Source organism: Amycolatopsis sp. NPDC051102 (assembly GCF_040682815.1).
Lineage (GTDB): Bacteria > Actinomycetota > Actinomycetes > Mycobacteriales > Pseudonocardiaceae > Amycolatopsis.
Genome location: NZ_JBFBBT010000025.1, coordinates 20,187 through 44,268, shown reverse-complemented (window position 1 = coordinate 44,268; position 24,082 = coordinate 20,187). Strand labels below are relative to the sequence as shown.

The window sequence follows — 24,082 nt, the reverse complement described above, 5'->3', positions numbered from 1 at the left end:
AGGTCGACACGATTGGCCGCTTCGTCCGATTCATTGGCGGACATTCTGGAACGCGTGCTTGACAAGGGTGTGGTGATAGCCGGTGACATCGGCGTCAGCGTGGTCGACGTCGAATTGCTGACCCTGCGGATCCGCCTGTTCATCGCGTCCGCGCAGACCGCCCGGGAAATGGGCATGGACTGGTGGACGAACGACCCGTTCTTCGCGCCGAATGCCCACCGCGGTGAACTGGCGGCGCGCGTCGCCGAATTGGAGGCCCGGCTGCCCGTGCCGGGCGGGAGGGACGAACCCCGGTGACCACCGGAAACTGGCTCTGCGCGTACGCGATCACCCGCAACCGGCCGTCCACGTGGGACGTCGAGCCGGCGCCGCGGCTCATCGGCTACCGCGACCTCGGCGTGGTGGTCTCGGAAGTGGCGCCGGCCCGCTTCGACCGCATCGACACGCTGGACCCGGTCGACGGCACGCTCGCCGAACTCGCCCGCGAGCACGACGCGGTGGTGCGGGCGGTGTTCCGCAGCGAACCGGTGCTGCCGCTGCGGTTCGGCACGGTCCTCGACGGCGAGGACGCGGCCCGCCGGCTGCTTGTCGCGGGATACGACCAGGCTCGCGACTGCCTCGACGAAGTGGCCGGGCACCGCGAGTGGGGCATCCGGATCCGGCACGCCGAGCCGGCCGCGACCACCCGCCCGGACGCGGCGGGCCTGACGGGCACGCAGTACCTGGTCAGGCGCCGCGAACGGCTGAAGGCGATCCAGCGAGCCCGCGAGGACGTGATCGGCGCGGCGAACCGGCTCGAAGAGGCGCTGCGCCGTCAGGCGGCGGACACCGTGGGGCGCGCGCGGCCCCACGGCGTGCTGGTGAACACGGCGTACCTGGTGGAGACGAGCCGCGAGGCGGAGTTCCACGCCGAGGTGGAGTGGTTCGCCCGCGAACTGCGCGCGGCGGGGCCACGGTGGAGACCTCGGGCCCGTGGCCGCCGTATTCGTTCACGGACGTCGAGCTCGGCGCGGCCGCCGATGCCTGACACCCAGGCGGTGACCGGCGTGCCGGGGCTGAGTGACGACCTGCTCGCCGAGGTCTTCACGCCGACCGGCACCAACGCCGCCGAAGCCGTCGTCGACCTGCTCGACCGGGTCGTACACCGCGGTGCCGTCGTCACCGGCGACGTCGTCATCTCGCTCGCCGGCATCGACCTCGTGCGGCTCGACCTGCGGTTGCTGCTCCTCGGGATCGAAGGAACGCCCGGATGACCGAACGGATCGCCGCCGACGCCGGCCGCGGGCTCGGCCACCTGGTCGTCACCGTGCTCGACATCCTCAAGGAGGTGCTGGAGCGCCAGGCGCTGCGGCGGCTCGACGCCGGCACCCTCACCCCGGACCAGGTCGAAGCGCTCGGCCAGGCCCTCATCGCGCTGGAGCTCCGGTTCGCCGAGATCCGCGCCGCGCTCGACGACATCCCCGCGACGAAAGGACCCAGGTGACCAGACCGGGACAGGCCGGCGGCGGCCTCGCCGACACGCTCGACATCCTGCTCGACAAGGGACTCGTGATCGACGCCTCGGTGCGGGTGTCGGTGATCGGGATCGAGCTCCTGGCGATCGAGGCCCGGATCGTCATCGCCAGCGTCGACACCTACATCCGGTACCTCGAAGCGATGCAACGCCTCCAGAACACCACCGTGCCCGGGCAGATCTCCCAGGGGCTCGGCCAGACGACGGGGCTGATCCCGCCTCCGCCGCCGACGCCCGCCGTGGCCGTGCCGGTCGAGCCGGCCGTCCCCGTCGACCAGCCGTGACGCTGCAGCTCTACGGCGTCGTACGGGCCGGGCACCCGCGGGCGCCGCGGACGGTGTGCTGGGAGGACCTCGCGATGGTCGTCGGCGAGCCCGAGCCCGACCCGGCGGCGCACCTGGCGGTGGTGTCCGCGCTCGTCGAGGGCGGCCCGGTGCTGCCGGTCCGGTTCGGCACGGTGGCCGAGGACGAGGACAGCGTCCGCACCGAGGTGCTCGCCCCGGCCGCGGGCACCTACCGCGCCGACCTCGACCGGCTCGACGGGCTGGCCGAGGTGCACGTCTGCCTGCGGTTCACCGAACCCGGGTCGGCGTGGCGGGCGGCCCGCTCGGACGTGCTGCTCGCGCAGGTCGCCGAACGGGCCCGCGACTCCGTGGCGCTGCCGGCGGGGGAGAGCGCCGACGAGCGGTGGGCGTTCCTGGTCGGGCTGGGCGACCTGCTCGTCGTCCGGGACACGGTCGCCGGGCTGGCCCGCGACGACGGCGTCCAGGCCGACTGGCTCGGGCCGCTGCCCGCGTACAGCTTCCTGGACCGGCGGACGTGCTCCCGGTGGAGCTGGTGAGCGCGGGCGGAACAGTCGCTGAACACTCGGGCCGGCCCTGGCTACCGTGGCTCGCGGCCGGTGATCCTGGTGCCGTGACCAGCAGTGAAGTCGCCGCGCTCCCGCGGGCGTTCGGCGGACCCGGCGCCGGGCCGGGGCAGTTCCGCGCGCCGTCGGGGATCGCCGTCGACACCCGCGGCCGCGTGTGGGTGGCGGACACCGGAAACGACCGCGTCCAGGCGTTCACCCGCGACGGCGCGCTCGTGCGCGTCCTGGCCGGGCGGCTCAAGGCGCCCGAAGCGGTCGCGGTCGACGCGGCGGGCAACGTCTACGTCGCCGACACCGGCAACCGCCGGATCGTGCAGTTCTCGTGGTGGGGCGGGTTCATGCGCGAGTTCGGCGGCCTGGTCCGGCCGCGCGGAGTCGCGCTCGATGCCGCCGGGCAGCTGCTGGTCGACGACACCGGGCGGATGGCCCGCTTCGACATCCGCACGGGCGCGGCCCTTGCGGACGCGGTCGAGCCGATCGGCTCCCCGCGGGACATGGCCGACGACGGCGTGGGCGGTGTCTGGGTCGCCGAGACGGGCAACCACCGCATCGTCCACTTCGGAGCGGCCGGCTAGTTCCGGGAAATACCCGCCGTCGCGCGGACCACGGCGGTGCACCGGTTTTCGACGTAGGCGAGACCGCCCTCTTCGGCGATGCGGCGCGCTTCGGCGGACACGATGCCCTGCTGCAGCCACAGCGCCTTGGCGCCGATCTCGACGGCGTCCCGCGCGATGCCCGGCGCTTCGGGCGACGGCCGGAAGACGTCGACGAGGTCCACCGGCTCGGGAATGTCCTTCAGCGACCGGTACACCTTCTCGCCGAGCAGCTCGGTCGCGCTCGGGTGCACCGGGATGATCCGGAAGCCGTGCGCCTGCAGGACCGCCGGGACGCCGTGCGCGGCCTTGGCCGGATCGCGGCTCAGGCCGACGACGGCGATGGTCTTCGCGCCGGCGAGGATTTCCTCTGCGTTCATACCGGTGGAACGCACGACGGGTGTCAAAGCTTCCAGAGCCGCAGGCCGCGCACGCGGTAGACCGGCCACAGGACGTGCCACGGCTTCCGGCGGGCGAAGGTCGCGGCGCAGGTCAGGATGTTGCGGGCGGACGTCGTCGCGACCTCGTGGCGGTCGGGCCAGATGGCGCCCTTGGCGCCGATCGCGATCCGGAACACGGTCAGCAGGCCGCGGCCCTGCAGGTCGTACTTCGCGCCGGTGTCCCCGGAGCCGGGGGCGAGTTCGGCGATCTCGGCACCGAACGCGCGGGCGGCCTGCGGGGCGATTTCGGCCGGCACGACGCCGACACTGCGCGTGATCGCCTTGCCGTGCATGCGTCGCGCGTACCGGAACAGCAGCGTGCGTTCCCACCACGGCAGCAGGCGGTGGTGCCGGAGGAGGGCGGCGCACTCGCCGTGCCCGATGGCGAAGATGCTCGTGAGCTCGTCGTAGGCGCCGTTCGTCGCCGGTTCGTTCAGGTGCAGCCGCACCTCGAACCGGGTACGTGCGGTGAGCTCGTCGAGCACCTCGCGGTGATCGAGCCGCGCCTTCGCGCGCGAGAGCGACCAATCGGACATCGCACCTCCAGACGTCGCGCACAGGCTAGTTGGCGCGCGAGGCCCGGACCACGCTTTCAGCCGATCTTCTCGCCGTACATCTCGCCGAGCGGGTCGGAGATCAGCTCGACGCGGGCACCGTCCGGATCGGACAGGTAGATGGACGTCTTGCTCTCCAGCAGGTACTTCACCCCGGCCTCGTCGAGCTTGTCCTTGATCGCGCTCCACCGTTCGGGCGTGACGGAGAGGGCCAGGTGGTGCAGTCCACCGAGGACTTCCGCGTACGGGCCGAGGTCCAGGCCGGGCAGGTCGAAGAAGGCGACCGCGTTTCCGTTGCCGACGTCGAAGAAGAAGTGGCTGGAGCCGGGGTAGTCGCGGTTCTCGATCAGTTCGGTGAGCGGGAAGCCGAGGATGTCCTGGTAGAACTCGATGGTCCGCTCGACGTCGCTGGAGATCAGCGCGGTGTGGTGGATGCCGCGGCCGTTCGTCGCCGGCCGTTCGGCGGCCGGGCGCAGGTGGCGCTCGCGCAGCGCGTCGCGGACCTCGGCGAGCTTGGCGACCTCGGCCTGGGTTGGTGCCATGTCCCTCACGTCCCTTCCTGGTGGTGCTGTTCACGCTACGCCCGATTTATCTCGCGCGCAAGAGATTGACTGGCGAGAGTTCCGCTGGGTGGAACGTCGTCGCTTGTGTGCGCCGGGCACGCACGGCAGAGTTCCGGTGGTGGATGTCAGCAAGGTGCAGGAGGCCGCCGCCGTGCTGGCGCGGGCTTATGCCACGCGCGAACCGGTCGAGCCGCTGATCAAGACGTATCCGGACGCGGGCGTCGAAGACGCCTACCGGATCCAGCAGGAGCAGGTGCGGCAGTGGGTCGAGGGCGGCGGCGCCGTCCGCGGGCACAAGGTCGGCCTCGCGTCGGCGGCGATGCAGCGGCAGATGGGCGTCGACCAGCCCGATTACGGGCATCTCACCGGCAGCATGTTCCACCTGGAGCACCAGCCGATCCCGACGGCGGCGTTCCTGCAGCCGCGGATCGAGCCGGAGATCGCCTTCGTGCTCGGCTCGGCCCTGCGCGGCCCCGGCGTGACGGTCGCCGACGCGGTGCGGGCGGTCGACTTCGTGCTGCCGTCGCTGGAGATCGTCGACTCCCGCATCCAGGACTGGAAGATCTCCCTGTTCGACACGATCGCGGACAACGCGTCGTCGGGTGGGGTGGTGCTGGGCGGCAGCCCGACGGCCTTGGGTTCGGTGGATCTCCGGCTGGCGGGCTGCGTGCTGTACCAGAACGGTTCGGTGGCGGCGACGGGCGCGGGCGGCGCGGTGCTGGGCTCGCCGTTGAACTCGCTGGTGTGGCTGGCGAACACGGTGGGGCCGCTGGGCGTCACCCTGGAGCCGGGCCACGTCGTGCTGCCGGGCTCGATGACCCGGGCTATCCCGGTGTCCCCGGGCGACACGATCGTCGCCACGATCGCCGGCATCGGCAGTGTCACCGCGGTGTATTCGGAGGAATCGTGAACGTGCGCGAGGCGGCGGCTGCGCTGCTGGGGACGGTCTCGGAGCGCGCGCCGCTCTCCGCCGAATGGCCGGATCTGGACGTCGACACGGCGTACGCGATCCAGGACGAGGCCCTGCGGCAGCGCCGGGCGCGCGGCGAGACGCTCGTCGGGGTCAAGCTGGGGCTGACGTCCCGGGCCAAGCAGCAGCGGATGGGGATCGACTCGCCCCTGCTGGCCTGGCTGACGGACGCGATGGTGCTGCCGGCGGGCGTCCCGGTGCCCCACGACGTCCTGATCCACCCGCGCGCGGAGCCGGAACTGGTCTTCGTCCTGGGCCGCCGCCTGGCCGGCCCGGGCGTGACGGCGGCGACGGCGTCGGCCGCGGTCGACCGCGTGTACGGCGGCATCGAGGTCATCGACAGCCGGTACGCGGACTACCGCTTCACGCTCCCGGACGCCGTCGCGGACAACGGCTCGTCGGCGTACTTCAGCGTGGGTCCCGTGGGTCTGCCGCCGGCTTCGCTGGACCTGTCTTTGGAGGCGGCCCTCCTGGAGGTCGACGGCCAGATAGTCGACACGGCAACGGGGGCAGCGGTCCAGGGCCACCCCGCGGAGGCGCTGGCCTTGGCGGCGAACGCGCTGGCCGCCCGTGGCTTGGCCCTCGAGCCGGGCTGGCTGGTCCTGACCGGCGGCATGACGGACGCGGTCCCCCTCCGCCCCGGCTCCCGCGTCGCGGCCCACTTCTCCCACCTGGGCTCCCTGACCCTCGCCACCTGACCGTGATGACCCGCCAATCACGCGAGATGCCCCGCCAATCACGCGAGTGACGCGCCCAATCACGCGAGTGACGCGTACCGACCGGCTGGGTAGGCGAGTGGGTGCGTCAACCGGTTGCGTCGGCGCGGTTGGCGATGCGGGTGATGCCCGCTGTCACCCGGGGCCAGACCTCGCGGGGGAGGTCGTGGCCCATGCCGGGGACGATGTCGAGGTCCGCGCCCGGGATTGCGCGGGCCGTGGCTCGGCCGCCCGAGACGTGGACCAGCGGGTCGCGGGCGCCGTGCACCACCAGGGCCGGTACGCGGATCTTCCGCAGCCGTGGGGCGCGGTCGCGGTCGGCCATGATCGCGGCCAGCTGGCGCAGCGAGCCGCCCGGAGGCACGCCCCGGTCGTACGTGCGCTCGGCCCGCCGCCGCATCCGCTCCTCGTCGAACGGGTAGCCCGGCGACCCGATCACCCGGAACGTGCGCACGAGCAGCTCGACGTAGTCCGCGCGGGTCCGCGGTGGCGCGGCGAGCAGCATCGACATCGCCCGCGGGCTCGGCCGGCCGACGAGGCGGCCGCCCGTGCTCGACATGATCGACGTCAGCGACCGCACCCGCGCCGGGTGCCGGACGGCCAAGGTCTGCGCGATCATCCCGCCCATCGACGCCCCGGCCACGTGCGCCGCGTCGACGCCGAGCGCGTCCAGCAGCCCGGCGGCGTCCTCGGCCATGTCCGCCAGCGAGTACGGCGCGCTGCGCAGCAGGTACGCCTGCGCGAGGTTCGGCCGCCCGCGCATCCGGCTCGAGCGCCCGGCGTCCCGGTTGTCGAACCGGATCACGCGGAAGCCCTGCCCGGCGAGGTCCGCGCAGAACTCGTCGTCCCACCAGGTCATCGGGGCACCCAGGCCCATGATGAGCAGGAGCGGCCGCGCGCCGGGGGCGCCGAACGTCTCGTGGCACAGCTCGACGCCGTTGACGCGGGTCAGGTGCTCGGTCATGGTGGCTCGTTCCGGTAGGCGCGGGCTTGGATCTCGTACAGCTCGTGGTAGGTCCCGCCGGCGCGGATCAGCTCGTCATGGGTACCTTCTTCGATCAGCCTCCCCTTTTCCAGGACCAGGATCCGGTCGGCGGACCGGATGTTGGCCAGCCGGTGCGTCACCAGCACCGTCGTGCGGCGGCCGCGGCCCGACCGGCTCGCGTGCTGCAGCCCGGCGAACACGCGGGCTTCGGCGCGGGCGTCGAGCGCCGCCGTCGGCTCGTCGGCGACCAGGACCGCGGCGTCGCGGTAGATGCCGCGGGCGATGCCCATGCGCTGCCACTGGCCGCCGGACAGGTCGTGGCCTTCGTCGAACTTCTTCGACAGGACCGTGTGCTCCTTGCCGGGCAGCGCCGAGATCACCTCGTCCGCGCCCGAGTAGCCGACGGCTTCCTGCCACGCCAGCCCGTCCGGGTCGGGCCGGCCGAGCCGCCCGACCGTGATGTTGTTCGCCGCCGTCATCGGCCACTCCGCCGGTTCCTGCGCGATCACCGCGATGTTCGCGTGCACCGAGGCCGGGTCGGCCCGCGCCAGGTCGACGTCGTCCCAGTGCACCGTGCCCTCGTCCGGCGGGTAGAGCCCGGTGAGGAGCTTGCCGAGGGTGGTCTTGCCCGAGCCGTTCTCGCCGACGAGCGCGACCACCTCGCCGCGCCGGATCGTCACCGAGATGTCCCGCAGCGCCGGGGTTTTCCCACCCGGGTAGGTGAACGTGACGCCCTCCAGCCGGATCTCGCCGGGGTCGGCGGGCGCGGTGACCGACGTCGGCGGGGGCTGCCGGTTCGCCGACTCCACGAGCAGCTGGTTGTAGAACCCGATGTAGAAGGAGTCTTCGTACAGCGAGTTGACCGCGCGCATGGTGCTGGACAGCGCCGTCGACGCCGTGCGCATGGCCAGCACCGCCGTGCCGGCCAGCGCCAGCTCCATCCCGCCGGTGTAGAGCAGCCAGCCGAGCACCAGGTACGCGACGGCCGTGCCGAAGCCGGCCGCCGCCCGCCCGGTGGTGCGCACCAGGTTGCTCCGGTGCGCCAGCCGGATTTCTTCGCGCGTGAGGCTGCGCGAGATGCGCCGGTACTCGCCGAGCAGCGGCTCCTGCAGCGTCAGCGCGTGCCGCTCGAGGGCCATCGAGCGCCAGGTGGCAACCTCTTCGACGACCGACTTGCGGATGTTGCGCCCGACGGTGTCCAGGAAGTGCCGGTAGTTCAGCTTCGCGACGCGCGCGGCGGCCCAGCCGTCGGCCGCCGCGGCGAGCAGCAGCACCGGTGCCAGCCACGGGTTGAGCAGCCCGGCGGTGATCATCGCCGCCGCCAGCGAGATCACCGACGACGTCAGGTCGGCCAGCCGCCGCAGGCTGGTTTCGATGGCCCGCACCCCGAACCGCGCGCCCTGCCGCGCCAGTTCCCGGAAGTCCGCGTCCTCGAACGCGATCAGCCCGACGCGCACGACCGCGGACGTCACGGCGTCGTCCGCCGCCGCGGTGACACGCGGCCGCAGCGCACCTTCGACGGCGGCGACGGCCGCGTCCAGCGCCGCGCGCGCCGCGTACGACCCGGTGACGACCGCGATCGCCGGCAGCGACTGCAGGATCTGATCCGGAGTCGGGCCCTGTTCGAGCAGCGCGGTGAAGACGTTCGCGGTGGCGAGCAGCCCGAACGCCGTGACGCAGCCGGAAACGACGTGCACGACGGCGGCCAGCAGCGTCAGCCGCGGCGACGTCCGCCACGCCAGGCGCAGCACGACCGAGACCGCGGCGGGCAGCGCACGCACGGCCTGGCCGAAGCCCGCGGCGGCCACGCGTTCGTCGACGCGGGCCCACTCGGGCATCTTCACGTTCTCGACCCCGATCAGCGGGGGCGGGTCCGCGGTGGGGTCGGCGGTTCTGGTCACGCCCTCATCTGTACTCCGGGGGTCCGACAGTTCCGGGCCCGCTACTGCTCCTTCCGGGTGTACCGCGCGCGCAAAAACGGGCTGTACTCCGGGTTTTCACCCATCCGGATGTCGATTTCGTGCGTCAGCGTCCCGCCGTCCGGGGTGAGCCGGTGCCGGGCGATCCCGCGCGCGGTCTTCTTTTCGAGCGTCAGCGTGGTGCCGGTCCAACCGCCGCGGGCGGGCGACTCGGGTGGGTAGCCGTAGCTGTCGAAGCCGTACCAGAGCGTCTCGCCGGTGTTCGGGTCGGCGGTGAAGACGTTGTGGCCGAGGAACTCCGAGCCGTCCTCGCGGCGCTGCCGGTAGTGCTGGATCACGGCGAAACCGTTGAGCGCCAAGCGGTATTCGCAGTCCGCGTGCGCGGTCGAGGCCGACGCCCACGGCGAGGCGGCGAGTTCCTCGGTGCCGGTCCAGTCGCCGACGAGCGCCTTCAGCGCGTCGTGCGCGGGTCCGAGGCGGGGCATGTCCATGGTGTCTCCATTTCGACAGGTGCCTGTCGATGTGCGAGACTAGCACGCATGCGGTCCCCTCGAGCCGAGACGTTCACCCGCGTGATCGACGCGGTCTTCGCGTGCAACGGCGGCTTCCTCGCGGCGGGCGACGCGCTGACGGCGCCGGTCGGGCTGACCGCGGCGCAGTGGCAGGTGCTCGGCTTCCTCGAGGACGGCCCGGCGACCGCCGCGGAGGTGGCACGCCGGCGCGGGCTGCGGCGGCAGAGCGTGCAGGAGACGGTGAACCGCCTGCTGCGCAACGGAATGCTCGACAGGTTGCCGAACCCGGCCGACGCGCGGGCGCCGCTGTTGTCGTTGACGCGGCAGGCTCGCGCGGCGATGCGGGCGTTGGGGGAGGCGCAGGTCGAGTGGGCGGAGGAGATGGCGGCCGAGGTGCCGCCGGAGGATCTGGAGACGACGCTGCGGACGTTGCGGCGGCTGCGGGAAGCCGTGGCTCAGCCGCGGTTGCTGTGAGCGCCGTCGATCAGGTGGCTCGGCCTTGATGGTCCGGCCGTCGTCGTAACTGCTTTCAGCGGGTCGCGCCGGGGCCCGCGAGCACGTCCACGTCGTTGGCGTGCATCGACTCGCCGCAGTGCGCGCAACGCAGGTCGACGCTGCTGATTTCGCCGCACGCGTGGTGGCGGTAGAGCACCGGCGGGCCCGCCTTGCCCGCCAGCCACTTGTCGCCCCAGCGGGTCATCACCATCAGCATGTCGACCAGTTCGGTGCCCTTCTCCGTCAGCACGTACTCGTAGCGCGGCCGCCGGTCGTACGGGCGGCGCTCGAGGACCCCTTCCTCGACCAGGTGGTTGAGCCGCTCGGTCAGCACCTTGCGGGAGATGCCGAGGTCGGCTTGGAGCTGCTCGAACCGGCTGAACCCGGCCCAGACGTCCCGCAGGATCAGCGGCGACCACGGTTCGCCGATGACGTCGAGCGTGCGCGCGATCGAGCACGCGGCCAGTTCGCTGAAGTTCGTGCGCTGCATGCCGGCCAGTTTAGCACTCGGGGTTCCCTTAAGGAACTGAAGCTGCTACGGTTCTGGAGTCTCCTGAAGGAACTCAGAAGGGAAAGCCGCGATGAGCAAGGTCTTCAGCGCCCTCTCCGTGTCGGTCGATGGGTACATCACCGGCCGCGACGCCGGTCCGGGGCGCGGCCTCGGCGACGGCGGGACGCTCTTCGACTGGTACTCCGACGGGGACACTCAGAGCCGGGTCTTCGGCTTCTTCAACCTCAGCGAGCCGAGCGCCCGCGTCTTCGACTCCCTCGCCGGCCGGGTGGGCGCGGTCGTGGCGGGCCGCAACACCTACGAAGACTCGGAACGCTTCGGCGGCGGCAGCCCGCACCCGGGCGCCCCGCTCTTCCTGGTCAGCCACCGCCCCGCGCCGGAGCTGACCGAGCGGCAGACCCTCGCCGGCAACGTCGAGGACGCGATCGGGGCGGCCCGCGAGGCGGCCGGCGGCAAGGACGTCGGCCTCATGGGCGGCGGTGTCCTGGCCTCGGCGTTGCAGGCCGGCTTGGTCGACGAAATCGTGCTGCACCAGGTCCCCGTCCTGCTCGGCGGCGGCCGGTCGTTCTTCCGGGAGCTGCCCGCGCAGGTGCGGCTCAGCCTGGTGGAGGCCGTGCCCGCGCCCGGCGTCACCCACCTCCACTACGCCGTCGCCTGAACACCCACCTCGTCAAAGGAGCCGACCACCATGCTCGAAGCCGACGTCCGGCGCATCCTCGCCACCACCGCGATCGGCCACCTCGCCACCGTCCTGCCCGACGGCGCACCCCACTCGGTGCCGGTCTGGGTCGACCCCGAGGGTGACCGGATCGCCATCCTGACCGGCCCGGATTCCCGCAAGGCCCGCAACCTGCGGCGCGACCCCCGCGTCGCGCTCTCCCTGACCCCGGTGGACAACCCGTTCGAGCCGGTGATCATCCGCGGCCGGGTCGCCGAGTGGGTCGAGGGGGACGCCGCCTGGGAGATCGTCGACCGGATCGCGACGAAGTACATCGGGGCGCCCTACTCGCGTGAGCAGCCGCGGGTCGTCGCGCTCATCGAGGTCGAGCGGCAGAGCGTCGGGATGCGGTGACGTCAGTCCGGCTTGACGCCCAGCAGGGTCAGGAACGTGCGGAACCCGGCGGACATGTCGACCTCCGCCGGGTCGAGGAGCCACTGCAGCTGGAGGCCGTCGAGGACCGCGATGGCGATCGGGGCCAGCTGTTCCGGGGTGGTGCCCGGCGGGAGTTCGTCGCGGTGGCGTTCGAGCATCTGGGTCATGCCCGCGCGGACCCGGGCGTACCGGTCGTGGAAGTACTTCCGCGCCGGGTGGTCGTCGGTGACGCTGTCCGCCGAGAGCACCGTGTACGTCTGGACGATGCCCGGCCGGGTCGCGTTGTAGTCGACGAGGTCCGCCAGCTGGTTCACCGTCATCGCCGACGGGTCGCCCGGCGGGGCGTGCCCGAAGTGCAGCAGGTCCCACTCGTCCCGGGTCTCCAGCACCGCCGTGAGCAGGTCTTCCTTGGTGGGGAAGTAGTGCATCAGCCCCTGCTGGGTCAGCCCCACGCGCTCGGCGACCGCGGACAGCGAGGTGCCGCGGTAGCCGCGTTCGGCGATCACCTCGAACGCCGCTCGGACGATGCCGGCTCGGCGGTCGGCGCCCCTGGCCCGGGTCATGATCCCGAGCCTACGGGACAAGTCGTCACGGAACCATAACGTTCACTACCCGGCGCCAGGTAGGGTGACGGCAGGACCGACCCGGGAGGGTGCGCATGAGCTTCGACGTCGACGCGCTGCTGGCCGAGCTCGACCTGGACGCCAAGGCGAGCCTGCTCGCCGGTCAGGACGTCTGGTCCCTGCCCGCGCTGCCCCGGATCGGGCTCGCGTCCCTGGTTCTCTCCGACGGCCCGGTCGGCGTACGCGGGACGCGGTGGAGCCCGGACGACCCCTCGGTGACGCTGCCCAGCCCGACCGCGCTCGCCGCGAGCTGGGACCCGCGGCTGGCCGTGCGCGTCGGCCGCCTGCTCGCGCAGGAAGCCCGGCGCAAGGGCGTGCACGTGCTGCTCGCGCCCACGGTCAACCTCCACCGGTCGCCGCTGGGCGGCCGGCACTTCGAGTGCTATTCCGAAGATCCGCTCCTCACCGGGATGATCGGCGCCGGGTACGTCACCGGCGTGCAGGACGGCGGGGTCGCCGTCACGGTCAAGCACTTCGTCGCCAACGACTTCGAGACCGAACGCTTCACCGCCGACGTGCACGTCGGCGAACGCGCGCTGCGCGAGCTCTACCTCGCCCCCTTCGAGCTCATCGTCCGGCGGGCGAAGCCGTGGGGGATCATGGCCGCCTACAACAGCGTCAACGGCATCACGATGACCCAGCACGCCGCGCTGCTCAACGGCGTGCTGCGCGACGAATGGGGCTTCGACGGCTTCGTCGTCTCCGACTGGCTGGCCGCGCGCGACACCGTCGCCTCCGCCAACGGCGGCCTCGACGTCGCGATGCCCGGCCCTCGCACGGTGTTCGGGGAACGGCTCGCCGAAGCCGTCCGCGGCGGCGAAGTCGACGAAGCGGTCGTGAACGCCATGGTGCGCCGCGTGCTCCTGCTCGCCCACCGGGCCGGCGCGCTCGGCGACAGCCCGGCAGCCGACCAGTCCACTTCGGATGGTGACGCGGTCGCGCGCGAGGTCGCGCACCGGTCGTTCGTGTTGCTCAGCAACGAAACCGGCGTGCTCCCGCTGCGCGAGCCGCAGAGCATCGCGCTCATCGGCGCCCTCGCCGCGGACCCGAAGATCCTCGGCGGTGGCAGCGCCACCGTGTTCCCCGACCACGTCGTCTCCCCTCTCGACGGCCTGAGAGCGGCCGTTCCCCCGGGCACCGAGCTCACCTACGCCCCCGGTGCCGATCCGCGGACGACGTTACCGGCGGCCACCGACAATTTCCGGCTCCGCGCGACCGCCCGCGCCGCCGACGGCACCGGACTCGCGGAGTTTTCCCTGCGCCAAGCCAGAATCGACTGGATCGGCGAACTCCCGGCCGGGCTCGACATCGGGACCCTCGTCTCGGTCGAGATCGCCGGCACGTTCCTCCCGGACCGCAGCGGCACGCACACCTTCGGCGTCACCGGCCCCGGCGACCTCCGCCTGACCGTCGGCGGCCAGCCCCTCTTCGACGGCGTGAACCTGCCCGAGGGCGGGGACATCTTCACGTCCATCATGCAGGTCCACGAGCAGCGGCGGGACGTCGAGCTGACCGCGGGCGAGCCGGTCGACGTCAGCCTGACGTACTGGATCCCGTCGGAGATGGCGGAGTTCGCCCGTGGCACCTTCGCCTGGGTCACCTTCGCCCTCGGCCACCGCGGTCCCGTGCTCGACCCGGACGCCGCCATCGAGGAAGCCGTTGCCCTGGCTGGGAAATCGGAGGTCGCGGTGGTCGTGGTCGGCACCACCGCCGAGGTCGAGAGCGAAGGCTTCGACCGGACGTCGCTCGCGCTGCCCGGCCGGCAGGACGAGCTCGTCACCCGGGTCGCCCGGGCCAACCCGAACACCGTCGTGGTCGTCAACGCCGGCTCGCCGGTCGAGCTGCCGTGGCGGGGCGAGGTCGCCGCGGTCCTGCTCACCTGGTTCCCCGGCCAGGCCGGCGGCGACGCGCTCGCCGACGTCCTCTTCGGCCGCGAAGAGCCCGGCGGCCGCCTGCCGACGACGTGGCCGGCGAAGCTCGAAGACGCTCCGGTCACCGACGTGACGCCTCAAGACGGCGTGCTCGAGTACGGCGAAGGCGTGTACATCGGCTACAGCGCATGGTCTCGTGTCGAGCAGCAACCCGCCTACTGGTTCGGCCACGGCCAGGGCTATACGACCTGGGTGTACGAAGAACTCGACGCCTACCCGGACGACGAAGGCGGCGCGCGCGTCCGGGTCCGCGTACGCAACACGGGAACGCGCAAGGGGCGCGAAGTCGTCCAGCTCTACCTGGCCCCGACCGAACGTGGCGACCGGCCGCACCGCTGGCTGGCCGGGTTCGCGAGCGTCGAAGCCGGGCCCGGCCAGGCCGTCGAAGCCGACGTCACCATCGCGCCGAGGTCGGCCGAGACCTGGCGCGACGGCTGGCAGCACATCGCCGGCGAGTACGTCCTGGAGGCATCACACTCCTACGCCGAACCGCGGCTGAGCACGCGCGTGGTGCTGCAGAAAATCCGTTGATCACCGCGGGCGCATCCCCTAAGGTCTTGTGCAGGCACCTTGAACAGCGAAAGGAGGTGGGACCGATGATCACGCAACCGATCACGCGCTCCCACCTCGCAGCGAGGGTGCCGGCTGTCTGACCGGGAGCGCGTACTCCTGGAAGGATTTCCATGACCGAACTGGTCGTGCGCCCGCTCCAAGCGGGCGAAGAAGCACTGTTCACCTCCCTGCCCGACCGCGGTCTCGTCGGCCGCACGCTGCTCGGTGACGACTTCGTCGAGATGGCGAAGAGGGGCGAGTACCGGCCCGAGTGGACCTGGGTCGCGCTGCGCGATGACGTCGTCGTGGCCCGCGCCGCCTGGTGGGCCAAGGCCGGGGACGAAGAGCCGGTCGCCTTGGACTGGTTCGACTTCACCGACTTCGACGCGGCCGTCCACCTGCTGAAAACCGCACCGCTGCGGGCGGAGTACGCACTGCACACCCCGCCGGCGTGGCAGGACGATCCGCAGGTCGCGGCCGAAGTGAACGGCCGGGTCGAGGCGGCCGAGGCGGCGGGCTACCGCAAGCTCGTCGAGCGCTACCGCTTCCGCTGGACCCCGGAAAACGGCCTGCCGGAGCGGCCGGGCCGGCTCGAGTTCCGGCCGGAGCCGGACGACGACGTCATCCTCGACGTCTTCAGGCGGGTGCACGTCGGCAGCCTCGACGCGCACGCGCGCAAGGCCATCGAAGAGCAGGGCCTCGAAGCGGCCGCGCGGGAAGACTTCGACCTGATGAAGTGGATGCCGGCGCCGCGGGACTGGTGGCGGCTCGCGTACACGGCCGAGGGCGAGCTGGCCGGCCTCGTCCTGCCGAGCCGCAACGTCTACGACCCGGTGGTCGGCTACGTGGCCGTGGTGCCGGAGCACCGGGGCAAGGGCTACGCGTACGACCTCCTGGTCGAGGCGACGCACGACCTCGTCGGCTACGGCGCGGACCGGATCGTCGCGGGCACCGACGTCGGCAACGTCCCGATGGCCAAGGCCTTCGCGAAGGCGGGTTACCCCGTGGTGCAGCACCGCATCGACTTCGTGTGACACCCGTCGTGAGTGGCAAGGCGGGTTAGAACGCGCCTTGCCACTCACGATCGCCGGGCGGTACCGTCGCTAGAGCGATCTATCAAATCGGGGGCATGATGGACAAGGGGCTGCCGGTACTGCGGGTGATTCTGGGCTTCTCGCTGCTCAGCACGACGCTGCACTACGCGCACAACGCCCTTCGTGTCGCGGACTACCCGCAGCTGCCGGGTGTTCCGGTGCTCGCGGCGGGCATCGTCGTTGCCGTCGCCTGGGTGCTGCTCACGGCGTCCGGCTGGCTCGGCTACCGCGCGTACGTGGACCGCAGATATTCGCGGGCACTGGGGTTCCTGCTGATCTATTCCCTGACCGGAATGGTCACTCTCGGTCACTTCCTGACCGGCGTGCCGCAGATCCCGGCGTTCTGGTTCGCGACGATCTTCACCGACGCCGCGGCCGGGCTGGCGCTGTGGGTGTTCCTCACCTGGGCCTGGACGACGCTCAACCGGGTGACCACCCGAGATCAACTTTCTACACAACATTGACCTCCGTCTGACTCATGTAGACAATCGGGTGAGTGACCACCACCACACCGGTTGCCTTCGACCGCCGTCCCGACGAGTACCGCCACTGGCGCCTCCGGATCGACGGGGAGGTGGCCTGGCTCGAGCTGGACGTCGACGAGCAGGGCGGTCTGGTCCCGGGGTACGAGCTCAAGCTCAACTCCTACGACCTCGGCGTCGACATCGAGCTCTACGACGCCACGCAGCGGCTGCGGTTCGAGCACCCCGAGGTCCGCGTGGTCATCGTGACCAGCGCGAAGGAGAAGGTGTTCTGCGCCGGCGCGAACATCCGGATGCTCGCCGCGTCGGAGCACCACTGGAAGGTGAACTTCTGCAAGTTCACCAACGAGACCCGCAACGGCATGGAGGACGCCACCGAGCACTCCGGCCAGGTCTACGTGGCCGCGGTCAACGGCACCTGCGCCGGCGGTGGCTACGAGATCGCGCTGGCCTGCGAAAAGATCTTCCTGATCGACGACAACTCCTCGACGGTCGCGCTGCCGGAGGTGCCCCTGCTGGGCGTGCTGCCCGGCACCGGCGGCCTCACCCGCGTCGTCGACAAGCGGCGCGTGCGCCGGGATCTCGCCGACGTCTTCGCCACCCGCCCGGACGGCGTCAAGGGCCGCACGGCGGTCGACTGGCGGCTGGTCGACGAACTGGTGCCGCGCCAGGACTTCCGCGAGAAGGTCCTCGAAAAGGCGCGAGAACTCGCGCGCCGGTCGGAAAAGCAGGGTGACCACGGCATCGAGCTGACGCCGCTGGAACATCGCCATGTCGACATCGACGTGGCCAAGGATCAGGTCACCATCACCATCAAGGGCCCCGAAGACGACCCGGGTGACCTGCACGAGGAGGGCGCGGGCGGCTGGTTCCTCGCCATGACCCGCGAGCTGGACGACGCCATCCTGCGGCTGCGCACCAACGAGGTCGAAGCCGGCACGTGGATCCTCAAGACCCAGGGCGACCCGGAAAAGGTGCTGGCGCACGAGCAGGCCGTCCTCGGGCAGAAGGACTGGCTGGCCAACGAGATCACGCACTACTTCAAGCGGACGCTCAAGCGCCTCGACGTCACCAGCCGCAGCCTGATCGCGCTCATCGAACCCGGCAGCTGCTTCGCGGGCGCGCTGCTGGAGGTCGCACTGGCCGCGGACCGGCAGTACATCCTGGACGGGCCGCCGATCGACGACGAAGACAGCGACGCACGCGCGTCCATCCGGCTCACCGACGCCAACTTCGGCGCGTTCCCGATGGGCAACGGCCTGACCCGGTTGCAGGCGCGGTTCTACGGCGACGACGACCACCTCACCTGGCTGGCGCGCGAGAAGAACCGCGAGCTGAGCGCCGCCGAAGCCCGCGAACTCGGCCTGGTCACCGACGCCCCGGACGACCTCGACTGGGAGGACGAGATCCGGATCGCCCTCGAAGGCCGCGCGTCGCTGTCCCCGGACGCGCTCACCGGCATGGAGGCCAACCACCGGTTCGTGGGTCCGGAGACCATCGAGACCAAGATCTTCGGCCGGCTGGCGGCTTGGCAGAACTGGATTTTCACCCGCCCGAACGCATCCGGGCCGGAAGGCGCGCTGCGCCGATACGGTACGGGGCAGAAGGCCGTCTTCGACAGGAAGCGGGTCTAGCGCAGATGCCCGAGAAGATCGACTACGACGCCAAGATCCCCAACAACGTCAACCTCTCCGAAGACCGCAGGCTGCAGCGCGCCCTCGAAGGCTGGCAGCCGAAGTTCCTGCACTGGTGGGGCGAAATGGGCCCGACGCTGGAGACCCACGGCGTCTACCTGCGCACCGCCGTGAGCGTGGGCCGCGAAGGCTGGGCGCACTTCGACCACGTCAACGTGCCCGACTACCGCTGGGGGATCTTCCTCGCCGAGCGCGACCCCGACCGCCGGATCGCCTTCGGGGAGCACCAGGGCGAGCCGGTGTGGCAGCAGGTGCCCGGCGAATACCGCGCCGACCTGCAGCGGCTGATCGTCATCCAGGGCGACACCGAGCCGGCGTCGGTCGAGCAGCAGAAGCTCCTCGGCCTCACCGCGCCGAGCCTGTACGACCTGCGCAACCTGTTCCAGGTCAACGTCGAAGAGGGCCGCCACCTGTGGGCGATGGTGTACCTGCTGCACGCCTACTTCGGCCGCGAAGGCCGTGACGAGGCCGAAGGACTGCTGATGCGCAACTCCGGCAGCCCGGACGCGCCCCGCATCCTCGGCGCGTTCAACGAGGAAACCGCCGACTGGCTGGCGTTCTACATGTTCACCTACTTCACCGACCGCGACGGGAAGTACCAGCTCGGCACGCTCAAGGAAAGCTCCTTCGACCCGCTCTCGCGCACCTGCGAGTTCATGCTCAAAGAAGAAGCGCACCACATGATGGTGGGCACCACCGGCGTCGACCGCGTGGTGACCCGCAGCGCCGAGCTGATCCGCGAGCACGACACGCTCGACATCGGCCCGCACGGCGGCATCCCGCTGGAGGTCATCCAGAAGTACATCAACTTCCACTACACCGTCTCACTCGACCTGTTCGGCAGCGAGACGTCGACGAACGCGGCGAACTACTACACCGCCGGCCTCAAGGGCCGCTGGCAGGAAACCCGCCGCAAGGACGACCACAAGCTCACCGGGGACGCCCGCACGCTGGAGCGGCCGAACAGCGACGGCACGTGGACCACCGAGGAACAGCAGGCGATCCTGCTGCTCAACCTCGATTTGCGCAGCGAGTACGTGGCCGACTGCCAGACCGGCGTGAAGCGCTGGAACAAGATCCTCGCCGACGCCGGGATCGGCTTCGCGTTCCGCCTGCCGCACCCTGGCTTCAACCGCGAAGTGGGCATAAACTCCGGCCACCACGTCACTCCCGACGGCACCATCGTCGACGAGGCGACCTGGGAGGCAGGCAAGCGCAAGTGGCTGCCCACGACCGAAGACCTCACGTTCGTCCGCTCGCTGATGCACCCGGTGTACGAACGGGGGAAGATCGCGAGCTGGGTGGCGCCGCCGCGGCAGGGCATCAACGGCAAGCCCATCGACTACGAGTACGTGTACCTCACGTAGGAGGCCTGGTGGCGACAGGGTTCAATGCCGCGGAGTACCTGCTGTCGGCCGGGCACCCGGACGCGACCGCGGTCGTGTCGCCTCGCCGTTCGCTCACCTACGCCGAGCTCGCGGCCGAGTCCCGGCGCGTCGCCGGCGGCCTGACGGAACTCGGGGTGCGGCCCGAAGAACGGGTCATGTTCTGCATGGTCGACGACGTCGAGCTGCTCACCGGCATCCTCGGCGCGATGCTGGCCGGCGCGGTCGCCGTCCCGGTGTCGACCATGGTCACCGGCCTGGAGCTGGGCAACGTGCTGGCCGACTCGCGGGCGCGGGTGCTGTGCGTGTCCGGCGAGTTCACCGAGCAGGCGGTGACCGCGCTCGGCCTCGCCCCCGAGGTCACGGACGTCCTGCTCGACCGGTCCGACGCGACCGGCGTCCCGGACGGCGTCCGGACGCACCGGTGGTCCGAACTGGACGGCGAGTTCCGCGACGGCCGGACGTGGGCGGACTCGCCCGCGCTGTGGCTGTACACCTCCGGCACGACCGGGCAGCCGAAGGGCGCGATGCACCGGCACGCGAGCATCCGCGCGGTCTGCGAGACCTACGCCCGCGGCGTGCTGGCGACGTCCGCGGCGGACCGGTTCCTGTCGGTGCCCAAGCTGTTCTTCGCCTACGGGCTGGGGAACTCGTGCTTCTTCCCGCTCGGCGCGGGCGGAACGACGCTGCTGGAGCCTGCGCGTCCGACGCCCGCGTTGTTCGCGAGACGCGCTCGCGCGGAGCAGCCGTCGCTGTTCTTCGCGGTGCCGACGTTCTACGCGGCGCTGCTCGCCAGCGACGTCCCGGACGACTCGTTCGCTTCGGTGCGGTACGCGGTTTCGGCAGGCGAGCCGCTGCCCGCATCGCTGTTCGAACGGTTCCGCGCGCGCTTCGGGCTGGAGATCCTCGACGGCATCGGGTCGACCGAGGCCCTGCACATCTTCCTGTCCAACCGGCCCGGCGCGGTGCGGCCGGGCACCACCGGCGTCGCCGTGCCCGGGTACTCCCTGCAGATCCGCGACGAAGCCGGCGCGGTGGTCGACGCCGCCGGGCAGCCGGGTGAGCTGTTCGTGTCCGGGCCGTCGACGGCGACCGGGTACTGGGCCCGCTACGACGCGACGAAGCTCGTCTTCCAGGGCGAATGGCTGCGGACGGGCGACAGTTACGTCCGGAACGAGGACGGCACCTACACCTGCCTCGGCCGGTTCGGCGACATGCTGAAGGCGGGCGGGATCTGGGTGTCACCGTCCGAAGTGGAGGAACGGCTGCGGCAGCACCCGGCGGTGGCGGAGGTCGCGGTCGTCGCCGCGCCGGACGCCGACGGGCTCGACAAGCCGGTGGCGTGCGTGGTGCCCGCACCGGGGTTCGCCGTCGACCCGGACGAGCTGATCGAGTTCTGCCGCGAGGGGCTGGCGGCGTTCAAGCGCCCGCGCGGGGTGGTGGAGCTGGCCGAGCTGCCGAAGACGGCGACCGGCAAGATCCGCCGCAACGTCATCCGCGAGCAGGTCCGCGACGTGCTGCGGGCGGTGGCGCCGCAGCCATGATCGACGGGCACTTCGTGGTCGACGCGCACGTCCACACGCCGCGGCTGCCGACTCTGAAACCCGCGTGGCTGCAGTGGGCCCACGACTTCGCGGGCTCGTACCCGTGGCGTTCGGTGTATTCCGCTTCGGGGGAGGTCGTCCCGGAGGCGATGGACGAGCTGATGGAGTCCGAAGGCGTCGACCGGGTCCTGTTGTTCTGCGAGTACAGCCCCCGGGCGACCGGGATCCAGCCGATCGAGGACAACCTGCCGCTGGTTTCTTTCAATCCACAGCGGTTCCGGCTGGTGGCGAACGTCAACCCGTACCTGCACCACCCGGCGGCGGCGGAGGTCGAGCGGCAGCTGGACCTGGGCGCGGTGGCGCTGAAGATCCACCCCGTGCACGGCGCGTTCTCACCGGCGGACAAGGAGCTGTACCCGGTCTACCAGCTGTGCCTCGACCGCGGGGTGCCGGTGATCCTCCACTCGGGAACGTCGAGCTTTCCGGGCTCCCGCACCAGTTTCGGCAACCCCGAGCTGCTTTCCGACGTGGTCGAGGACTTCCCGGCGCTGCAATTCGTCTTCGCCCACGGCGGCCGCGGGTGGTGGTACGACGTCGCGGCGTTCCTCGCGCTGGCGCGGGACAACGTCTGGCTCGACCTCGCCGGGCTGCCACCGAAGAAGCTGCCGGAGTACTACCGGCGGTTCGACCTGGCCCGGCTGGCCGGGAAGTTCGTGTTCGGCACCGACTGGCCCGGCGTGCCGTCGGTGGCCGCGAACGTCCGGACGCTGGCCGGGCTGGGCCTGCCCGAGGAGGTGCTGAGCGGGGTGCTGTCCGGGAACGCGATCAAGCTGATGCCGTCGCTGGCCTAGTGGTTCGCACGCGGGGGTGCCGGTGACACATCCGGCGCCCCCGCGCCCCCAGCGGGTCAGCCCCGGACCTCGTGCAGGCAGAGCACGTTGCCTTCGGAGTCGTTGAACCACGCCGCACGCTCGGTGCCCAGCTCGGCGATGTGGTCGACGGTCTTCAGGCCCTCCATTTCGAAGTCCTGGAAACGCACGCCGCGGCTTTCCAGGGCGCTCACCTCGGCGGGCAGGTCGCTGACTTCGAAGCTCAGCGCCGTGCTTTCGCTCTGCGTGCCGGCCGGCATCGGCCGAAGTCCGATGGCGCCGCCGGCCGCGGCGAAGTAGAGGGTTCCGTCCTCGCCCTTCCCCGTCTGCTTCAGGCCGAGGGAGTCCGCGTAGAAGTGGCCGGCGCGTTCACTGTCGGTCACCGGAAGCATCGTCGTGATGGTCGACTCGGTCAGCATGGTTCTCATGGTGCGCCGTCACGACCACCGCGGTGACCTCGGCTTTTTCAACGGCCGTCGTTGAACGCCCGGAGTGTCCGCATGGCTTCGGCGAGTGCGGGGGCGTCGTCACCCAGCGGGGTCAGCACGATGCGGCGCAGGATGTCCGCGGCGGCCGCGCGGGCCTGGTTCGCCACGTCCAGGCCGTGCTCGGTCAGGGACGCGAACGTGACGCGGCGGTCGTCGGGGCTGGGGATCCGGCAGATCAGGTCGGCCGCCACCAGCCGGTCCGCCACCTTGGTGAAGCCGCCGCTGGACAGCGCCGCCTCCGTGGCCAGCCGGGTCATCGGCATCCGGTGCTCGGGCGAGCGGACCAGCCGCAGCAGGATGTCGAACGACGCGGGCGCGAGCCCGAACCGGTCGGCGATCTCGCCCATCAGCTTGTCCTGGGTGGCCAGGTAACCCTCGATGACCAGGCCCCACCAGGTGACGATCTCGTCGTCGTCGGTGTCCACGGGACGTACTTTACCGCCACGCCTCGCCGGATTATTTCTTTCGGGGAAGATGTCAGCCCGTTTGTACGAACCATATACCGGTCATCCCTACGATCGGGCGATGACTAACGAGGCACTACAGCGTGCTACCAAACTGCTGGACGCGGTCATCCTCGCCGACGGGCACAACGACCTGCCGTGGGAGCTGCGGCAGCACGGTGGCCCGAACCCGGTCGAGGCGGCCGCGTCGCTCGACCTGACCGTGCGGCAGCCCGCGCTGCACACCGACTTCCCGAAGCTCGCCGACGGGAAGCTCGGCATGCAGTTCTGGTCGGTGTACGTGCCCTGTGAGTTCGAAGGCCACAGCGCCGTGACCGCCGTCCTCGAGCAGGTCGAGGTCGTCCACCAGCTGGCCGAGCGCTACCCGGACCGGCTGCGGCTCGTCACCACCGCCGACGAGGCCGAGGCCGCCTTCGCCGACGGCCGGATCGCGTCGCTGCTCGGGGCCGAGGGCGGGCACAGCATCGCCGAGTCGCTCGGGGTGCTGCGAATCCTGCGCCGGCTCGGCGTCCGCTACATGACGCTGACGCACAACTTCAACACGACCTGGGCCGACTCCGGCACCGACGAGCCGGTGCACGGCGGGCTCACCGAGTTCGGCCGCGACGTCGTCCGCGAGATGAACAAGATCGGGATGATGGTCGACCTCTCGCACGTCGCGCCGTCGACGATGCGGGCCGCGATCGAGGTCAGCTCGGTGCCGGTGATCTTCAGCCACTCCTCCTGCATCGCCGTGAACGACCACCCCCGCAACATCCCGGACGACGTCCTCGCCCAGCTGCCCGGCAACGGCGGCGTCGCGATGATCACCTTCGTGCCCGCGTTCGTCTCGCCGAAGGTCGCCGCCTGGAACGAGCGGCTCGAGACCGCGATGGCCGAGGCCGGGCTCGAGTACCGGAACCTCACCCTGCGCGGGAAGTTCGTCAAGGAGTGGGACGGCCCGCCCAAGCCGCTCGCCACCGTCGAGGACGTCGTCGCGCACGTCGAGCACGCCCGCGAGGTCGCCGGGATCGACCACATCGGCCTCGGCGGCGACTACGACGGCGTCGCCTCGCTGCCGGAAGGGCTGGAGGACACGTCCAAGTACCCGGTGCTGTTCGCCGCCCTGCTCGAGCGCGGGTGGAGTGAGGACGACTGCGAGAAACTGGCCGGCAAGAACACCCTCCGCGTTCTCCGTGAGGTCGACGGCTTCGCCCGTTAGGGGGTTTGAGCCAGCGCTCCCCG

Annotated in this window: 29 protein-coding genes; 19 read left to right on the top strand and 10 right to left on the bottom strand. The window is 71.2% G+C overall.

What is annotated here, in order from left to right; all coding sequences use genetic code 11:
• Positions 1-12 precede the first annotated feature (12 nt).
• From AB0M93_RS41305 to AB0M93_RS41280, 6 genes are all read left to right on the top strand, one after another.
• The gene (locus AB0M93_RS41305) at positions 13-297 is read left to right on the top strand and encodes a gas vesicle protein (RefSeq protein ID WP_364284975.1); all 285 of its coding nucleotides are present in this window, start codon (positions 13-15) and stop codon (positions 295-297) included.
• Positions 294-1,253: a gas vesicle protein GvpJ gene (gvpJ, locus tag AB0M93_RS41300; RefSeq protein ID WP_364284973.1), complete on the top strand. Its 960-nt coding sequence runs from the start codon at positions 294-296 to the stop codon at positions 1,251-1,253. The genes AB0M93_RS41305 and gvpJ (AB0M93_RS41300) overlap by 4 nt, the downstream gene beginning before the upstream one ends.
• Entirely contained in the window at positions 1,250-1,483 is a 234-nt protein-coding gene (locus tag AB0M93_RS41295; protein ID WP_364284971.1) for a gas vesicle protein K, read from the top strand. Before gvpJ (AB0M93_RS41300) ends, AB0M93_RS41295 begins: the two co-directional genes overlap by 4 nt.
• A complete protein-coding gene (gene gvpJ, locus AB0M93_RS41290) occupies positions 1,480-1,797 on the top strand; it encodes a gas vesicle protein GvpJ (RefSeq protein WP_364284969.1) in 318 nt (105 codons plus the stop codon). The genes AB0M93_RS41295 and gvpJ (AB0M93_RS41290) overlap by 4 nt, the downstream gene beginning before the upstream one ends.
• Complete coding sequence (locus tag AB0M93_RS41285; protein WP_364284967.1) at positions 1,794-2,354, top strand: GvpL/GvpF family gas vesicle protein; 561 nt, start codon at positions 1,794-1,796, stop codon at positions 2,352-2,354. Before gvpJ (AB0M93_RS41290) ends, AB0M93_RS41285 begins: the two co-directional genes overlap by 4 nt.
• Positions 2,355-2,428: 74 nt before the next feature.
• Positions 2,429-2,956 carry an NHL repeat-containing protein gene (locus tag AB0M93_RS41280; RefSeq protein WP_364284965.1) on the top strand — a complete coding sequence of 176 codons (528 nt, stop codon included), beginning with the start codon at positions 2,429-2,431 and terminating at the stop codon, positions 2,954-2,956.
• Here the strand turns inward: AB0M93_RS41280 and AB0M93_RS41275 are convergent.
• From AB0M93_RS41275 to AB0M93_RS41265, 3 genes are read right to left on the bottom strand one after another with little or no spacing between them, the layout of a single operon-like run.
• Complete coding sequence (locus AB0M93_RS41275) at positions 2,953-3,354, bottom strand: CoA-binding protein (RefSeq protein ID WP_364284963.1); 402 nt, start codon at positions 3,352-3,354, stop codon at positions 2,953-2,955. The genes AB0M93_RS41280 and AB0M93_RS41275 overlap by 4 nt on opposite strands.
• 23 nt (positions 3,355-3,377) lie before the next feature.
• Positions 3,378-3,950, bottom strand: coding sequence for a hypothetical protein (locus AB0M93_RS41270; protein WP_364284961.1), 573 nt, complete (start codon positions 3,948-3,950; stop codon positions 3,378-3,380).
• Positions 3,951-4,006: 56 nt separating this feature from the next.
• Positions 4,007-4,510, bottom strand: a complete 504-nt coding sequence (locus AB0M93_RS41265; protein ID WP_364284959.1) for a VOC family protein — start codon at positions 4,508-4,510, stop codon at positions 4,007-4,009.
• A gap of 139 nt (positions 4,511-4,649) precedes the next feature.
• Between AB0M93_RS41265 and AB0M93_RS41260 the strand changes: the two genes are divergently transcribed.
• Positions 4,650-5,441, top strand: a complete 792-nt coding sequence (locus tag AB0M93_RS41260; protein WP_364284957.1) for a 2-keto-4-pentenoate hydratase — start codon at positions 4,650-4,652, stop codon at positions 5,439-5,441.
• A gap of 23 nt (positions 5,442-5,464) precedes the next feature.
• Entirely contained in the window at positions 5,465-6,199 is a 735-nt protein-coding gene (locus tag AB0M93_RS41255; protein ID WP_364285135.1) for a fumarylacetoacetate hydrolase family protein, read from the top strand.
• 106 nt (positions 6,200-6,305) lie between these two features.
• Here the strand turns inward: AB0M93_RS41255 and AB0M93_RS41250 are convergent, their stop codons facing one another.
• The 3 genes from AB0M93_RS41250 to AB0M93_RS41240 all read right to left on the bottom strand — a co-directional run bounded on the left by AB0M93_RS41250 (position 6,306) and on the right by AB0M93_RS41240 (position 9,612).
• Positions 6,306-7,181 carry an alpha/beta hydrolase gene (locus tag AB0M93_RS41250; RefSeq protein ID WP_364284955.1) on the bottom strand — a complete coding sequence of 292 codons (876 nt, stop codon included), beginning with the start codon at positions 7,179-7,181 and terminating at the stop codon, positions 6,306-6,308.
• Positions 7,178-9,040: an ABC transporter ATP-binding protein gene (locus tag AB0M93_RS41245; RefSeq protein WP_364285133.1), complete on the bottom strand. Its 1,863-nt coding sequence runs from the start codon at positions 9,038-9,040 to the stop codon at positions 7,178-7,180. Before AB0M93_RS41245 ends, AB0M93_RS41250 begins: the two co-directional genes overlap by 4 nt.
• Positions 9,041-9,144: 104 nt before the next feature.
• Entirely contained in the window at positions 9,145-9,612 is a 468-nt protein-coding gene (locus AB0M93_RS41240; protein WP_364284953.1) for a DUF1579 family protein, read from the bottom strand.
• A gap of 48 nt (positions 9,613-9,660) precedes the next feature.
• Here AB0M93_RS41240 and AB0M93_RS41235 point away from each other — a divergent pair, with 48 nt between their 5' ends.
• A complete protein-coding gene (locus AB0M93_RS41235) occupies positions 9,661-10,107 on the top strand; it encodes a MarR family winged helix-turn-helix transcriptional regulator (RefSeq protein ID WP_364284951.1) in 447 nt (148 codons plus the stop codon).
• Between the two features lie 55 nt (positions 10,108-10,162).
• On the opposite strand, the gene AB0M93_RS41230 is transcribed toward AB0M93_RS41235, so the two are convergent.
• Complete coding sequence (locus AB0M93_RS41230) at positions 10,163-10,618, bottom strand: helix-turn-helix domain-containing protein (RefSeq protein WP_364284949.1); 456 nt, start codon at positions 10,616-10,618, stop codon at positions 10,163-10,165.
• Between the two features lie 91 nt (positions 10,619-10,709).
• On the opposite strand from AB0M93_RS41230, the gene AB0M93_RS41225 reads away from it, so the two are divergent.
• Both AB0M93_RS41225 and AB0M93_RS41220 read left to right on the top strand, forming a co-directional pair.
• Positions 10,710-11,297 (top strand): dihydrofolate reductase family protein, encoded by a 588-nt coding sequence (locus tag AB0M93_RS41225; protein WP_364284947.1) that lies wholly within the window; start codon positions 10,710-10,712, stop codon positions 11,295-11,297.
• 30 nt (positions 11,298-11,327) lie between these two features.
• On the top strand, positions 11,328-11,711 hold the full coding sequence (locus tag AB0M93_RS41220; protein WP_364284945.1) for a PPOX class F420-dependent oxidoreductase: 384 nt from the start codon (positions 11,328-11,330) through the stop codon (positions 11,709-11,711).
• 2 nt (positions 11,712-11,713) lie between these two features.
• On the opposite strand, the gene AB0M93_RS41215 is transcribed toward AB0M93_RS41220, so the two are convergent.
• Complete coding sequence (locus tag AB0M93_RS41215) at positions 11,714-12,295, bottom strand: TetR/AcrR family transcriptional regulator (protein WP_364284943.1); 582 nt, start codon at positions 12,293-12,295, stop codon at positions 11,714-11,716.
• Between the two features lie 95 nt (positions 12,296-12,390).
• Here AB0M93_RS41215 and AB0M93_RS41210 point away from each other — a divergent pair, with 95 nt between their 5' ends.
• The 7 genes from AB0M93_RS41210 (at position 12,391) to AB0M93_RS41180 (ending at position 21,888) form a co-directional block, all read left to right on the top strand.
• Positions 12,391-14,817 (top strand): glycoside hydrolase family 3 C-terminal domain-containing protein, encoded by a 2,427-nt coding sequence (locus tag AB0M93_RS41210; RefSeq protein ID WP_364284941.1) that lies wholly within the window; start codon positions 12,391-12,393, stop codon positions 14,815-14,817.
• Between the two features lie 152 nt (positions 14,818-14,969).
• Positions 14,970-15,872, top strand: coding sequence for a GNAT family N-acetyltransferase (locus tag AB0M93_RS41205; RefSeq protein WP_364284939.1), 903 nt, complete (start codon positions 14,970-14,972; stop codon positions 15,870-15,872).
• A 98-nt stretch (positions 15,873-15,970) separates the two neighbouring features.
• Complete coding sequence (locus tag AB0M93_RS41200; protein WP_364285131.1) at positions 15,971-16,396, top strand: hypothetical protein; 426 nt, start codon at positions 15,971-15,973, stop codon at positions 16,394-16,396.
• A gap of 32 nt (positions 16,397-16,428) precedes the next feature.
• Positions 16,429-18,048 (top strand): 2,3-epoxybenzoyl-CoA dihydrolase, encoded by a 1,620-nt coding sequence (gene boxC / locus AB0M93_RS41195; protein ID WP_364284937.1) that lies wholly within the window; start codon positions 16,429-16,431, stop codon positions 18,046-18,048.
• A gap of 5 nt (positions 18,049-18,053) precedes the next feature.
• Entirely contained in the window at positions 18,054-19,475 is a 1,422-nt protein-coding gene (gene boxB, locus AB0M93_RS41190; RefSeq protein WP_364284935.1) for a benzoyl-CoA 2,3-epoxidase subunit BoxB, read from the top strand.
• A gap of 8 nt (positions 19,476-19,483) precedes the next feature.
• Positions 19,484-21,037, top strand: coding sequence for a benzoate-CoA ligase family protein (locus AB0M93_RS41185; protein ID WP_364284933.1), 1,554 nt, complete (start codon positions 19,484-19,486; stop codon positions 21,035-21,037).
• A complete protein-coding gene (locus AB0M93_RS41180; RefSeq protein WP_364284931.1) occupies positions 21,034-21,888 on the top strand; it encodes an amidohydrolase family protein in 855 nt (284 codons plus the stop codon). The genes AB0M93_RS41185 and AB0M93_RS41180 overlap by 4 nt, the downstream gene beginning before the upstream one ends.
• A gap of 56 nt (positions 21,889-21,944) precedes the next feature.
• Here AB0M93_RS41180 and AB0M93_RS41175 read toward each other — a convergent pair whose 3' ends face one another.
• The gene (locus AB0M93_RS41175; protein WP_364284929.1) at positions 21,945-22,325 is read right to left on the bottom strand and encodes a VOC family protein; all 381 of its coding nucleotides are present in this window, start codon (positions 22,323-22,325) and stop codon (positions 21,945-21,947) included.
• A 47-nt stretch (positions 22,326-22,372) separates the two neighbouring features.
• Positions 22,373-22,819, bottom strand: coding sequence for a MarR family transcriptional regulator (locus AB0M93_RS41170; RefSeq protein ID WP_364284927.1), 447 nt, complete (start codon positions 22,817-22,819; stop codon positions 22,373-22,375).
• A gap of 100 nt (positions 22,820-22,919) precedes the next feature.
• On the opposite strand from AB0M93_RS41170, the gene AB0M93_RS41165 reads away from it, so the two are divergent.
• Positions 22,920-24,059, top strand: a complete 1,140-nt coding sequence (locus AB0M93_RS41165) for a dipeptidase (RefSeq protein WP_364284925.1) — start codon at positions 22,920-22,922, stop codon at positions 24,057-24,059.
• Positions 24,060-24,082 lie beyond the last annotated feature (23 nt).